The organism is Bradyrhizobium murdochi (genome assembly GCF_000472965.1).
Lineage (GTDB): Bacteria > Pseudomonadota > Alphaproteobacteria > Rhizobiales > Xanthobacteraceae > Bradyrhizobium > Bradyrhizobium murdochi.
The window spans coordinates 261144-274331 of the sequence record NZ_AXAU01000008.1; the positions used below are offsets into that span (position 1 = coordinate 261144).

The window sequence follows — 13188 nt, forward strand, 5'->3', positions numbered from 1 at the left end:
CAGCGCATTATATCGCACCTCTTTCGTTTACCGTTCGCTAACCGGCCGGGGCGGCGCTAGCTTCGCTCCGGATACCTCAAGCCTGATTCCCCCTGATATGGACCACGCCACCCGCCAAACCAGCTCATCGGCCTCGTCGACCCGCGTCGTCGACGTGCTGGTGCCGGTCGCGCTCAATCAGAACTATTCCTACCGCGTGCCACGCGGCATGGAGCTGAAGGCGGGCGATGTGGTCTGCGTGCCGCTCGGGCCGCGGGAAGTGGTGGCGGTGGTGTGGGCGGAGAACGCCAATCCCGATCCGCGCCTGCACAACCGCCTGAAGGACGTCGGCGAAAAGCTCGACGTGCCGCCGCTCAAGGAGGAGTTGCGCAGTCTCGTCGACTGGGTCGCCAATTACACGCTGTCCGCGCGCGGCATGGTGTTGCGCATGGCTTTGCGGATGGGCGAAAACCTCGGGCCCGAACGGATGCGCCTCGGCGTGCGGCTGGTAGGCCCAGCGCCGCAGCGCCTGACGCCGGCCCGGCGGCGGCTGATCGAGGTGCTGTCGGACGGCCTGCTGCACGGCAAGTCGGATGCGGCGCGGGAGGCGGGCGTGAGCTCAGGCGTGGTCGACGGCCTTGTCGATGAGGGGACGCTCGCCATCGAGGCGATGCCGCCGCCGCTGGCGCCGCCGGCGCCCAATCCGTCCTTTGCGCAGCCGGAATTTTCGCACCAGCAGCGCGCGGCGGTCGACATGATGCGCGCGCTTGCCGCCAACGGCACGTTTCACGTCGCGCTGCTCGACGGCGTCACCGGATCGGGCAAGACGGAAGTCTATTTCGAGGCGATTGCGGAAGCCGTCCGGCGCGGCAAGCAGACGCTGATCCTGATGCCGGAGATCGCGTTGACCGGGCAATTCCTCGACCGCTTCGCCCAGCGTTTCGGCGTGCGCCCACTGGAATGGCACTCCGAACTGACGCCGCGCACACGGCAGCGCAATTGGGCGGCGATATCGGCGGGTGAAGCGCCTGTTGTGGTCGGCGCGCGCTCGGCGCTGTTTCTGCCCTATGCGGATCTGGGTCTCATCATTGTCGATGAGGAGCACGACCAGGCCTACAAGCAGGATGACGGCGCGCATTACCATGCCCGCGACATGGCAGTCGTGCGCGCGCATATCGCCAAAATCCCGATCGTGCTGGCGTCCGCAACGCCGTCGGTCGAATCGGAAGTCAATGCGCGCAAGGGACGCTATCAGCGCGTCGCGCTGCCGTCCCGCTTCGGCGGCCAACACATGCCTCATATCGAAGCGATCGATTTGCGCCGTGCACCGCCGCCGCGCGGCCGCTTCATCTCGCCGCCGCTCGCCGAGCAAATTCGGTTCGCGATCGAGAAACGCGAACAGGCGCTGTTGTTCTTGAACCGCCGCGGTTACGCGCCGCTGACGCTATGCCGCGCCTGCGGCCATCGCTTTGCCTGCACCATCTGCGACGCCTGGCTGGTCGATCACCGCTTTCGCCAGCGGCTGGTCTGCCACCATTGCGGCTTCTCGATGCCGCGGCCGAACATCTGCCCGCATTGCCAGGCCGAGGAATCGCTGGTCGCGGTCGGTCCGGGCGTGGAGCGGCTGCTGGAGGAGGCGGCTGCGCTGTTTCCGCAAGCGCGCACCATGGTGCTGTCGAGTGATCTGATCACCTCGATCGAGACGATGCGCAGCGAGCTGAACGAAATCGCCGAAGGTCGCGTCGACATCATCATCGGCACGCAGCTGGTCGCGAAGGGCCATAATTTCCCGCGGCTCAACCTGGTCGGCGTGGTCGATGCGGATCTGGGCCTCGGCAATGGTGATCCGCGCGCGGCCGAGCGCACGTTCCAACTGCTCAACCAGGTGATCGGGCGTGCGGGGCGCGATCAGGGCCGCGGCGTCGGGTACTTGCAGACCCATCAGCCCGAGCATCCCGTGATGAAGGCCTTGGTCGCCAACGACCGTGAGGCGTTTTACGCCAGCGAAATCGACTCACGCGAGCGCACCGGCTATCCGCCGTTCGGCCGGCTCGCCAGCCTGATCATTTCCGCAGGCGACCGGCCGACCGCGGAAGGCTTTGCGCGCCGCCTTGCCGCTGTGGCGCCGATCGACGAGCGCATCCAGGTGCTGGGACCTGCCGAAGCGCCGCTTGCGGTGATCAAGGGCCGCTATCGGTTCCGGATCCTGGTGAAGTCGCTACGCAGTGTCGACCTCTCGGAATATTTGCGCGAGTGGCTCGCTGCGGGTCCGAAGACCAAGGGCAATCTCAAACTCGAAGTCGACGTCGATCCGCAGAGCTTTTTATGATTGCTATGCCGTCATTCCGGGGCGATGCGCAGCATCGAACCCGGAATCTCGAGATTCCGGGTCTGGTCCTTCGGACCATCCCGGAATGACGGCAAAGAGGTGAACAAAAAAAGGCCTGCCGTCATTTTGCGACGGCAGGCCTTTGTTGCCGCGGAAACTTCCGCAGGCGGTTACGCAACGCAACGCTTACGCGATCTGATGGACCGGAAACGGCGCGCGATCGCGCGCCTTAGATGACCTCGGCGGTGACGTGGCCGACGCCGGCGCCGGTCAGGCCGATGGCCCGGGCCGCGCCCTTGGAGAGGTCGAGCACGCGACCCCGGATGAAGGGGCCACGGTCGTTGATCGTGACGATCACGCTCTGGCCGCGATGGGTGACGCGGAGCTTGGTGCCGAACGGCAGCGAGCGGTGGGCCGCGGTCATGGCGTTCTGGTTGAAGCGCTGACCGGATGCGGTCTTGCTGCCGGATTCATTGCCGTAAAAGGAGGCCTTTCCCGAGAAGCCGCGCCCGGTGCTCTGGGAGCCGGTCGAGGCATTGGCGTCCAGCCAGTTGCCGCCAGCCGTCTTGGCCTTGCTGGCGTGATGGTGGTGATGGCGATGATGCCTGGATTTTGCGGAAGCTTCGGTGACGGCGCCACCGACCAGGAGAGTTGCGGCGATCAAGGCGAGCGCCGTGCGCGACCGGGTTAGAGTTCCCGGCATCACATTATTGGTATGCAACATTAAACTAGTCCCTCAGATAGTATTTGCCACATACGTGACAAATGGAACCCCCGTCCCAACTTCAGGAGGCCGTTTGATGAGGCAATGAGGCGTGAATTGGGCAGTAAATCGGAAATGTATCGCGGTGACATATCTTGTTACCGTCGAGTGATATTCCGTAATCTTGCGCGTTAATAGGTTTTTAACGAAGTCAATACTCAGTATTACTTAACAATACAGTCATCGCACATCGAGTAAAGATTTGCGCAAGTAATGATGAAATGGAGGCGATCCGCCGGATTCGTTCCGAACGTTATCGGTCATAGCGGCCATGCAGATACGGGTGGAACAAATCAGCCGATCGGGGAACGATCCAGATCGCCTGCAAGCGCCGAGTCAAAAATTCCGGCGCGCCTGACCGTCAAACTGTATTCGGCCGGGCCTGAAAATTGACGTGCGACAAAGGCATCGCCCGCATGCGCCGTCATGTTGCACCTGCGCGCTTGCTATGTTAGCAAAGCCGCGATTTTAACGATCCCGGCACCTCTCGTGCCGGTCGAAAATCGAAGTCCCGCTTGAATTCCAAGGGCTTGGATCGCTAGGCGCTGCTACCCGCGGCGACGGTTTTTCCCTTGCGAGTTTGACATCTGAAAAGAGCGTCTCTGTGGCTGCTGAAGATCCGTCCGTTTCGGGAGTGTCCGGCCGTTATGCTACGGCCTTGTTCGAGTTGGCGCGCGAGGAGAAATCCGTCGACGCGGTAAGGGCCGATCTCGATAAATTCGAGGTCATGCTGAACGAAAGCGCCGATCTCAAGCGCCTCGTCCGCAGCCCGGTCTTCTCGGCAGATGCGCAGGCCAAGGCGCTCAATGCCCTGCTCGACAAGGCGGGAATTACCGGCACCACCGCCAAATTCCTTAAAGTGTTGACCGCCAACCGCCGGCTGTTTGCCGTCGCCGATGTGATCCGCGCCTTCCGCGCGCTGGTGGCGAAGTTCAAGGGCGAGGCGACCGCCGACGTCACCGTCGCCGAACAGCTCAGTGACAAGAATCTCGACGCGCTGAAGACCGCACTGAAATCGGTGACGGGCAAGGACGTCGCGCTCAACGTGAAAGTCGATCCCTCCATCATTGGCGGCCTTGTGGTCAAGCTCGGCAGCCGCATGGTGGATAGCTCGCTTCGCACCAAACTCAATTCGATCAAGCACGCGATGAAAGAGGCAGGCTGATGGACATCCGCGCCGCGGAAATTTCCGCGATCCTCAAGGACCAGATCAAGAATTTCGGCCAGGAGGCTGAGGTTACCGAAGTCGGGCAGGTGCTGTCCGTCGGTGACGGTATCGCCCGCGTCTACGGTCTGGACAATGTCCAGGCCGGTGAAATGGTCGAGTTCGAGAACGGCACCCGCGGCATGGCGCTGAACCTCGAAACCGACAACGTCGGTATCGTGATCTTTGGCGCCGACCGCGAGATCAAGGAAGGCCAGACCGTCAAGCGTACCCGCGCCATCGTCGATACGCCGGTCGGCAAGGGCCTGCTCGGCCGCGTCGTCGACGCGCTCGGCAATCCGATCGACGGCAAGGGCCCGATCCAGGCCACCGAACGCAAGCGCGTCGACGTCAAGGCGCCCGGCATCATTCCGCGCAAGTCGGTGAGCGAGCCGATGGCGACCGGCCTCAAGGCGATCGATGCGCTGATCCCGGTCGGCCGCGGCCAGCGCGAGCTTATCATCGGCGACCGTCAGACCGGCAAGACCGCAATCGCGCTCGACACCATCCTGAACCAGAAGCCGCTCAACGCGCAGCCGGACGAGAACATCAAGCTGTATTGCGTCTACGTCGCGATCGGCCAGAAGCGCTCGACCGTTGCCCAGTTCGTCAAGGTGCTGGAAGAGCAGGGCGCGCTGGAATATTCGATCGTCGTCGCCGCCACCGCGTCCGACCCGGCGCCGATGCAGTACATCGCACCGTTCACCGGCTGCACGATGGGCGAGTACTTCCGCGACAACGGCATGCACGCCGTTATCATCTATGACGACCTGTCCAAGCAGGCCGTCGCCTACCGCCAGATGTCGCTGCTGCTGCGCCGCCCGCCGGGCCGCGAGGCCTATCCGGGCGACGTGTTCTACCTGCACTCCCGCCTGCTCGAGCGCGCGGCGAAGCTCAACAAGGACCAGGGCTCGGGCTCGCTGACGGCGCTGCCGGTCATCGAAACCCAGGCCAACGACGTGTCGGCCTACATTCCGACCAACGTGATTTCGATTACCGACGGTCAGATCTTCCTGGAAACCGACCTGTTCTTCCAGGGCATCCGTCCCGCGGTGAACGTCGGTCTGTCGGTGTCGCGCGTGGGCTCCTCGGCGCAGACCAAGGCGATGAAGAAGGTCGCCGGCAAGATCAAGGGTGAGCTGGCGCAGTACCGCGAAATGGCGGCCTTCGCGCAGTTTGGCTCCGACCTCGACGCTTCGACCCAGCGCCTCCTGAACCGCGGCTCGCGCCTGACTGAACTGCTGAAGCAGCCGCAGTTCTCGCCGCTGAAGATGGAAGAGCAGGTCTGCGTGATCTGGGCCGGCACCAACGGCTATCTCGACCCGCTTCCGCTCAACAGGGTGCGCGCCTTCGAGGACGGTTTGTTGTCGCTGCTGCGCGGCAAGAACGTCGACATTCTCAACGGCATCCGCGACAGCCGCGACCTCTCCGACGATCTCGCCGGCAAGCTGAAGACCGTGGTCGAAGGTTACGCCAAGACGTTTTCTTGAGGATTTGCCGTTGCGGCCCGGCTGCTAGCCGGGCCCGACGAAAGAGTGGCTTGCGGTCGGGCCTGATGGCCGGATCGCCGGGGTGAACTGAGAATGGCTTCACTAAAAGATATGCGGGTCCGCATCGCCTCGACCAAGGCGACGCAGAAGATCACCAAGGCCATGCAAATGGTCGCGGCCTCGAAGCTGCGGCGCGCGCAGAGCGCCGCCGAAGCGGCTCGGCCCTACGCCGAAAAGATGGATGCGGTGATTTCCAACATCGCCGCTGCTGCCGCCGCCTCGCCAGGCGCTCCGGCGCTGTTGGCCGGCACTGGCAGGGATCAGGTGCATCTGCTGCTCGTCTGCACCGGGGAGCGCGGCCTGTGTGGCGCGTTCAATTCGGCGATCGTGCGTCTGGTCCGTGAGCGCGCGCTCTCCTTGATGGGCCAGGGCAAGGACGTCAAGATTTTCTGCGTCGGCCGCAAAGGCTACGACCAGCTCCGCCGCACCTTCGAGAAGCAGATCGTCGAGCATGTCGATCTGCGCGGGGTTCGCCAGCTCGGCTTCGTCAACGCCGAGGATATCGCCAAGAAGATCCTGACACGGTTCGAAGCCGGCGAGTTCGATGTCTGCACCCTGTTCTATTCGCGCTTCAAGTCCGTCATCGCACAGATCCCGACCGCCCAGCAGGTCATTCCGCTGGTGGTCGAAGAGCCGGCCGCCAATGCCCGTCCGTCGACCGCTTACGAATATGAGCCGGAAGAAGACGAGATTCTGACGCGGCTGTTGCCGCGCAATCTTGCGGTGCAGATTTTCCGAGCGCTCCTGGAAAACAACGCCTCTTTCTACGGCGCGCAGATGAGCGCGATGGATAACGCCACCCGCAACGCCGGCGAAATGATCCGCAAGCAAACCCTGGTCTACAACCGAACCCGTCAAGCCCAGATCACCAAGGAGTTGATCGAGATCATCTCCGGCGCCGAGGCGGTCTAGCGCACGAACCAATTGACGGTCGTTCAAGTACAGAATTTCGAAGGAGAGCAATTCATGGCCACAGCAGCCAACCAGATCGGTCGTGTCACCCAAGTCATGGGCGCCGTTGTCGACGTGCAGTTCGAAGGTCACCTGCCGGCCATTCTCAATTCGCTGGAGACCAAGAACGGGGGCAACCGCCTGGTGCTGGAAGTCGCGCAGCACCTCGGTGAGTCCACCGTGCGCACGATTGCGATGGACGCTACCGAAGGTCTGGTGCGCGGCCAGGAAGTGACCGACACCGGCGAGCCCATCGCTATTCCGGTCGGTGATGGCACACTCGGTCGCATCATGAACGTCATCGGTGAACCGATCGACGAAGCCGGTCCTATCAAGTCCGAAGGCAAGCGCGCCATCCATCAGGAAGCGCCGACCTACACTGACCAGTCCACTGAAGCCGAAATTCTTGTGACCGGCATCAAGGTCGTCGACCTGCTCGCTCCCTACGCCAAGGGCGGCAAGATCGGCCTGTTCGGCGGCGCCGGCGTCGGCAAGACCGTGCTGATTCAGGAATTGATCAACAACGTCGCCAAGGCGCATGGCGGTTACTCGGTGTTCGCCGGCGTCGGCGAGCGTACCCGCGAAGGCAACGACCTCTATCACGAGTTCATCGAGTCCAAGGTCAACGCCGATCCGCGCAATCCCGATCCGAGCGTGAAATCAAAATGCGCGCTGGTGTTCGGCCAGATGAACGAGCCCCCGGGCGCCCGCGCCCGCGTCGGCCTCACGGGTCTGACGGTCGCTGAGCACTTCCGCGACCAGGGCCAGGACGTGCTGTTCTTCGTCGACAACATCTTCCGCTTCACGCAGGCAGGCTCCGAAGTGTCGGCGCTGCTCGGTCGCATCCCCTCGGCGGTGGGCTATCAGCCGACGCTCGCCACCGACATGGGTGCGCTGCAGGAGCGCATCACGACCACGCACAAGGGGTCGATCACCTCAGTGCAGGCGATCTACGTGCCGGCCGACGACTTGACCGACCCGGCGCCCGCCACCTCGTTCGCCCACTTGGACGCGACCACGGTGCTGAGCCGCGCGATTTCGGAAAAGGGCATCTACCCGGCGGTGGATCCGCTCGACTCCACCTCGCGCATGCTCTCCCCGCTCGTCGTCGGAGAGGAGCACTATCAGACCGCGCGCATGGTTCAGCAGGTGCTGCAGAAGTACAAGTCGCTGCAGGACATCATCGCCATTCTCGGCATGGACGAACTGTCCGAAGAGGACAAGATCGCGGTGGCCCGCGCCCGCAAGATCGAGCGCTTCCTGTCGCAACCGTTCCACGTCGCCGAAGTCTTCACCGGCTCGCCGGGCAAGTTCGTCGATCTCGCCGATACCATCAAGGGCTTCCGCGGCCTCTGCGAAGGCAAGTACGACCATCTGCCGGAAGCGGCGTTCTACATGGTCGGCACCATCGAGGAAGCCGTCGAGAAGGGCAAGAAGCTGGCTGCCGAGGCAGCTTAAGAGGCGAATGGCGAATAGGGAGTAGCGAATAGTTAAGCGCTACTTCCTGCACCATTCGCTATTCGCCATTCGCCATTCGCTATTCGCAGGTTCTCCATGGCTACCTTTCATTTCGATCTCGTCTCCCCCGAAAAGCTCGCCTTCTCCGGCGAGGTCGATCAGGTTGACGTTCCCGGCGTGGAAGGCGATTTCGGCGTGCTGGCCGGCCACGCGCCGGTCGTGGCGGCGATCCGCCCGGGTATCCTGACCATCACGTCAGGCGACGCACATCAAAAGATCATCGTGCTCGGCGGTCTTGCCGAAATGTCGGAAGGCGGACTGACCGTGCTGGCCGACGTCGCTACCTCGATGGCCGAGGTCGACCGCGCGCAGTTCGCCGAGACCATTGCCGAGATGGAAGCCAAGCTCGCCGAGAAGGAAGGCTCCGAGCTCGATCACGCCATCGAGCGGCTGGACCACTTCAAGAGCATCCAAATCGAGCTCAACGCCACCGCTATGCACTAAGCCCCGGGGCACCGCTCCGGGGCGCAATGAAGGCCCTGTTTTTGCAGCGCTCGTCACACCGTGACGGGCGCTGAGCTTTTGCGGCAATATTTCTCTCGCAGCGCCGCCGCCGGGGCGCGGCCGGAACCGCTCAGCTAGAGCGTTTTCCAGCGAAAGCCTGCCCCGGACTTGATCCGGGGTGGACACCGGTTCGCGTCAAGAAAACGCGTCAAAACAAAAATCTAGAGCCCGGTTCTGATTCAATCAGAACCGAAAGGGCTCTAGCGTCGCTGAACCGAGCCGTTGCTCTGGCTACTGCTTGCTTCGGTGGCCGGTCCCACCGCAACGGTAACGATTTGAGGCGCGCCGGAACGCTCGACGGTCAATCGCACCTGTTCGCCTATCCGCGCGAGTCCGATCCGGTTTCTCAATTGCGCGGCAGAGTGAATAGGGCGGTCGTCCACCTTCAGCACGATGTCGCCCTTACGCAGGCCCGCCAATTCGGCCGGCGAGCCCGGGCTGACTTCGGCTATCCGCGCCCCCTCGCTGCGCCCGCCGTCCGTTGCGGGATTTAGTTCGCGCAAGGAGATGCCGATCCGGCCGCGCTCGACGCGCCCGTTCTCGACAATCTGATCCATTACGCGCCGCGCCATACTGACGGGGATTGCAAAGCCGATGCCGACATTGCCGCCGGCCGGTGAAATGATCGCTGAATTGATGCCGACGAGCTCGCCCTTCAGGTTGACCAGCGCGCCACCCGAATTGCCCGGGTTGATCGCGGCGTCGGTCTGGATGAAATCCTCATAGCCATGTTTGCCGAGTCCGGTCCGGCCGAGTGCACTGACGAGACCGGAGGTCACGGTCTGGCCAAGGCCGAACGGGTTGCCGATCGCGAGGACGAAGTCGCCGACTTCGAGCGCGTCGCTGTCGCCGAACGCGATCGCCTTCAGCGCGGCCGGCGATTGAATCCGCAACACCGCAATGTCGGTGCCAGGGTCGCGCCCGACAACCTTGGCCGAGAACTGCCGGCCGTCCTTGGTCTTGATCTGGACGGTGGCGACCTGATCGACAACATGATTGTTGGTCAGGACATAGCCTTTCTGCGCATCGACGATCACGCCGGAGCCGGTAGCGTTGATTTCCTTCTCAAGCTGTTTCGGGACGTCGAAGAATTCCCGGAACAGCGGATCGCGATAGAGCGGGTTGTCCTGACGGATCTTGCCATGGACGGCGATGTTGACCACAGCCGGGGTGACCTCGCGAACCAGCGGCGCCAGCGTCGGCGCCGTGCCGCCGCCTCGCAGGTTCGTAATTTGTCCTAAGGCCGGAGCTGCAATGGTCGCGGCGCCGACCAGGCCCGCTAGCACAATCGCGAAAAGTCGGTTCACGTGGGTTCTCGTCCGCGGATTACGAAAGGTGCGGATCAGGAGCCGGCTTGCGGTGCCGCGCCATGCTGCAATGCAAGCCATGGCGCCGCCCACAAGGCGGCTGCGTGGTTGACCCATGCAATGGCCAAAATGGTTGGTGTCAGCATGATGAGAGCCCCTGCAATACGGTTTTCCAACGCGGGCGCCATCGCGTGCTGATTTCGGCACGCGGCCGGAGCTCTTCATCGCCGTCAAGCTGGCGCAGAGCGGCGAGAATGTCGGCGAGACGGATGGTGTGATCCATGCCGGGAATCTCGCGCAGGCTCGGACAGGATTCGACCGCGAACATGTCGGATGCCCACGACGACAAGATCACCCGCTTCTCGGCGTCGGAAAGCTGCTGGTCGTTCAATACTTCATTTGGGGAGCCGTAATGTGCGGCGGGATGAAAAAACGCAAATTCAGTGGTGCTCAGATCGGCCTTGCTCATCGACGCGTCTCCTTGCTCTCCTTTCGATCGAGACGTTGGTGGTGGTGGCGACGGCGCACTGCGCCGCCGCCATTCTCGTCATTGGTTCACGATCGGGATGCGCTTGACGGCCGAACGAGCCTGTTCGGATTTCGGCAGCGTGATTGTCAAGACGCCGTCATGGAATTTGGCCTCGGCCTTGTCTTCTACGACGCCGTCGAGCGGGATCTGCCGTTCGAACGCGCCATAATAGCGTTCGGTGAAGTATTTGCCGCCACTGTCGGTCCGCTCGGACTTCTTCTCGCCGCGCAGCGTCAGAACGCCGTTGGCGATCTCGACCTGAACGTCTTTTTCCGTCAGTCCGGGCAACTCAGCCGAAACCTTCAGCTCCTTGTCGGTTTCGCTGAGCTCGATGCTTGGCCATCCGAAGCGACCTTCCATCAGCGGGCTGCCGAAACGGGCAGGCGTCGGGAAGCCGCGGAAAACGTCGTCGAACAGCCGATTCATCTCCCGGTGCAGGGTGTAGAAGGGATCGAAGGTGTCGCGCGTAGGCGCAAGCTCCTGGTTTCTCGACCAGGGAATCAAACTGCGAAAAGCCATAATGTCCTCCTTACAGAGATTGCTGATGTTGCTTGCATTGGCTTGCGCGCGGCCGGTTATCCGCGCACCAAGCCGGTATTGCCGAAGCAGGCTTAAGCCGCCTTCGGCTCGATCTGGTGGGAAGCGCCGGCGTTGCCGATCGGGATGCGCCGCGGCTTCATCGCGTCAGGCACTTCGCGAACGAGATCGACGATCAACAGACCATCCTTGAACGAGGCCTGCTTGACCTGCACATAGTCGGCGAGATTGAACACCCGCCGGAACGACCGAGCCGCGATGCCGTGATAGAGGTATTCGCGGTGCTCGGCGTCGGGCTTCTTGCCCTCGATGATCAGCGTGTCGCGTTCTGCGGTTACGGCAATATCGTCCATGCCGAAACCGGCCACCGCGAGCGAAATCCGGTAGGCGTCTTCGCCGCAACGTTCGACATTATAGGGCGGGTAATTGTCGTCGGCCGAATGCCGCAAGCTGCTGTCGAGCAGGTCGGCCAGATGATCGAAGCCGATCGTGGAACGCCACAGGGGCGAGAAGTCGAAGGTCCTCATAACCAAGTCCTCCTAAGAGCAAGATGGATACGAAGGAGCGTCGGACACCGTCCGGCGCCCACTCAACTCGCCGGACCCAGGCTGGCATCCGGCACCGCTGTCCGCGGCAGAAATCGAATTAGAAATCGATCGAAAAGTTTCAAGACGGGCGGGAAAAATTTTGGGCCGCGCCATCAGGCCATTGGTCGGATGCTCAATCGGGCGTGAAGTCACCCGATCCCGGCCCCGCCGATGCGGGAGGCGCCGTTCGCACGACCGGGTGAGGCCGGTCGCGCGCAACCGTTTGCCCGATATTGCGGCCCGAGCGCAGGGCCTGCATTTCATTCGGCCTTTGGCCGATGGCGAGCAGCATGAACAAGGTTCGATAGCCCTGATAGCGGGCGGCCGGCCGGCTGCGTTCTCGGCCGCTCATGATCGGCCTGCCGCTCTCGTCGGTTACCCGCCATTCCCAACTCCGGCGGCGCTTGGTAACGGTCACGTCCTTCATGTCAGACCAACATTGGGTCACGCCGAATATTCCCGGCCCTGGTCGGGTCGGTCGACGAGCGGCGCGCCGCAACGGACATCTCAGGCCGCCGACGAGATCGGCGGCTCCGGTCTGCGAGAATGTTGTTCCGGGGCCTGGAAAGTGAGCGGAAATGTAGAGGCAGCGAGTCTTTCCAGAGCCGACTGTTCTTCGGAGAGCCGCTGTTCGATGTACTGTTGTTCAAGCTCTGTCAGCCTGGTTTTAAGAAGCCGGCGATAACGGTCGATATTGTTGCGATGTGTACGCAAACGGGCCAGTTTTTCGTCGATCATCTTCGTCATCCCTTGACGGTCGCTCTATCGTTTCCTCTGAGTGGGTTACGGCGGAGAATCCGCTTTGCGCAAAAATATTCAGCGACAAACCACTGTCAAGCGCCTCGCATCCACCGTGTGGTTAGACGCAGTCTAGAGCCTTTCGGTTCGATAGAATCTAGCGGGCGAATTCCGCGAACTGCTGCGCCACCATCCGGTACACGTCACGCCGGAATGGCACCACGAGGTCCGCGACACGCTCGAGCCGCTCCCAGCGCCAGGAATCGAATTCGGCCGGCTGGCCGTTACGCTGCGTCAGTGGGTCGATTTCGTCGTCGCGGCCGGTGAACCGCAATGCGAACCATTTCTGCCGCTGGCCGCGGAATTTCGCCAAGCGATGGTCGACCGGCCCATCATACGGCGGAAATTCGTAATTCATCCAATCGGTCTCGCCGAGGTATTCGGCGCTGACCGCCCCGGTCTCTTCCCAGAGTTCGCGCATGACGGCATCGCGCGGGTTCTCGTCGGCGTCGATGCCGCCCTGCGGCATCTGCCATTCCAGACCCGGCAAGATGATTTCCGGCCCGTCATCACGAAAGCGGCGGCCGATCAGCACCTGACCCGAGGTGTTGAACAGCGCGATCCCCACATTGGGGCGATAGGGTTTGTCGGACATGTCCTGATAAGTGCCGGTTCGCATCACGATAGACGCG

The 13188-nt window shown here is 62.5% G+C and carries 15 protein-coding genes; 6 read left to right on the forward strand and 9 right to left on the reverse strand.

The window, feature by feature from the left end:
- Positions 1-97 precede the first annotated feature (97 nt).
- Entirely contained in the window at positions 98-2308 is a 2211-nt protein-coding gene (locus YUO_RS0117775; RefSeq protein WP_028348507.1) for a primosomal protein N', read from the forward strand.
- 229 nt (positions 2309-2537) lie between these two features.
- On the opposite strand, the gene YUO_RS0117785 is transcribed toward YUO_RS0117775, so the two are convergent.
- The gene (locus tag YUO_RS0117785; protein ID WP_028348508.1) at positions 2538-3032 is read right to left on the reverse strand and encodes a septal ring lytic transglycosylase RlpA family protein; all 495 of its coding nucleotides are present in this window, start codon (positions 3030-3032) and stop codon (positions 2538-2540) included.
- Between the two features lie 332 nt (positions 3033-3364).
- Positions 3365-3499 carry a hypothetical protein gene (locus tag YUO_RS48485; protein ID WP_283806412.1) on the reverse strand — a complete coding sequence of 45 codons (135 nt, stop codon included), beginning with the start codon at positions 3497-3499 and terminating at the stop codon, positions 3365-3367.
- Between the two features lie 176 nt (positions 3500-3675).
- Here YUO_RS48485 and YUO_RS0117795 point away from each other — a divergent pair, with 176 nt between their 5' ends.
- The 5 genes from YUO_RS0117795 to YUO_RS0117815 all read left to right on the forward strand — a co-directional run bounded on the left by YUO_RS0117795 (position 3676) and on the right by YUO_RS0117815 (position 8738).
- Complete coding sequence (locus YUO_RS0117795; protein ID WP_028348509.1) at positions 3676-4236, forward strand: F0F1 ATP synthase subunit delta; 561 nt, start codon at positions 3676-3678, stop codon at positions 4234-4236.
- Entirely contained in the window at positions 4236-5765 is a 1530-nt protein-coding gene (atpA, locus tag YUO_RS0117800; RefSeq protein WP_028348510.1) for a F0F1 ATP synthase subunit alpha, read from the forward strand. The genes YUO_RS0117795 and atpA overlap by 1 nt, the downstream gene beginning before the upstream one ends.
- A 93-nt stretch (positions 5766-5858) precedes the next feature.
- Positions 5859-6737, forward strand: coding sequence for a F0F1 ATP synthase subunit gamma (locus YUO_RS0117805; protein ID WP_028348511.1), 879 nt, complete (start codon positions 5859-5861; stop codon positions 6735-6737).
- A 54-nt stretch (positions 6738-6791) separates the two neighbouring features.
- Positions 6792-8234: a F0F1 ATP synthase subunit beta gene (gene atpD, locus YUO_RS0117810; protein ID WP_028348512.1), complete on the forward strand. Its 1443-nt coding sequence runs from the start codon at positions 6792-6794 to the stop codon at positions 8232-8234.
- A 96-nt stretch (positions 8235-8330) separates the two neighbouring features.
- A complete protein-coding gene (locus YUO_RS0117815) occupies positions 8331-8738 on the forward strand; it encodes a F0F1 ATP synthase subunit epsilon (RefSeq protein ID WP_028348513.1) in 408 nt (135 codons plus the stop codon).
- 260 nt (positions 8739-8998) lie between these two features.
- Here the strand turns inward: YUO_RS0117815 and YUO_RS0117820 are convergent, their stop codons facing one another.
- From YUO_RS0117820 to YUO_RS0117845, 7 genes are all read right to left on the reverse strand, one after another.
- Positions 8999-10105, reverse strand: coding sequence for a trypsin-like peptidase domain-containing protein (locus tag YUO_RS0117820; RefSeq protein WP_028348514.1), 1107 nt, complete (start codon positions 10103-10105; stop codon positions 8999-9001).
- Positions 10106-10244: 139 nt separating this feature from the next.
- The gene (locus tag YUO_RS0117825) at positions 10245-10574 is read right to left on the reverse strand and encodes a hypothetical protein (protein WP_028348515.1); all 330 of its coding nucleotides are present in this window, start codon (positions 10572-10574) and stop codon (positions 10245-10247) included.
- A 78-nt stretch (positions 10575-10652) separates the two neighbouring features.
- Entirely contained in the window at positions 10653-11153 is a 501-nt protein-coding gene (locus YUO_RS0117830) for an Hsp20/alpha crystallin family protein (protein ID WP_028348516.1), read from the reverse strand.
- A 92-nt stretch (positions 11154-11245) separates the two neighbouring features.
- Positions 11246-11698, reverse strand: a complete 453-nt coding sequence (locus YUO_RS0117835; RefSeq protein ID WP_028348517.1) for an Hsp20 family protein — start codon at positions 11696-11698, stop codon at positions 11246-11248.
- Between the two features lie 193 nt (positions 11699-11891).
- The gene (locus YUO_RS40965) at positions 11892-12185 is read right to left on the reverse strand and encodes a hypothetical protein (RefSeq protein WP_035726922.1); all 294 of its coding nucleotides are present in this window, start codon (positions 12183-12185) and stop codon (positions 11892-11894) included.
- 80 nt (positions 12186-12265) lie between these two features.
- Positions 12266-12496, reverse strand: coding sequence for a DUF4349 domain-containing protein (locus YUO_RS44800; protein ID WP_083754622.1), 231 nt, complete (start codon positions 12494-12496; stop codon positions 12266-12268).
- A gap of 157 nt (positions 12497-12653) precedes the next feature.
- Positions 12654-13175: an RNA pyrophosphohydrolase gene (locus tag YUO_RS0117845; RefSeq protein WP_430649547.1), complete on the reverse strand. Its 522-nt coding sequence runs from the start codon at positions 13173-13175 to the stop codon at positions 12654-12656.
- Positions 13176-13188: the final 13 nt, after the last annotated feature.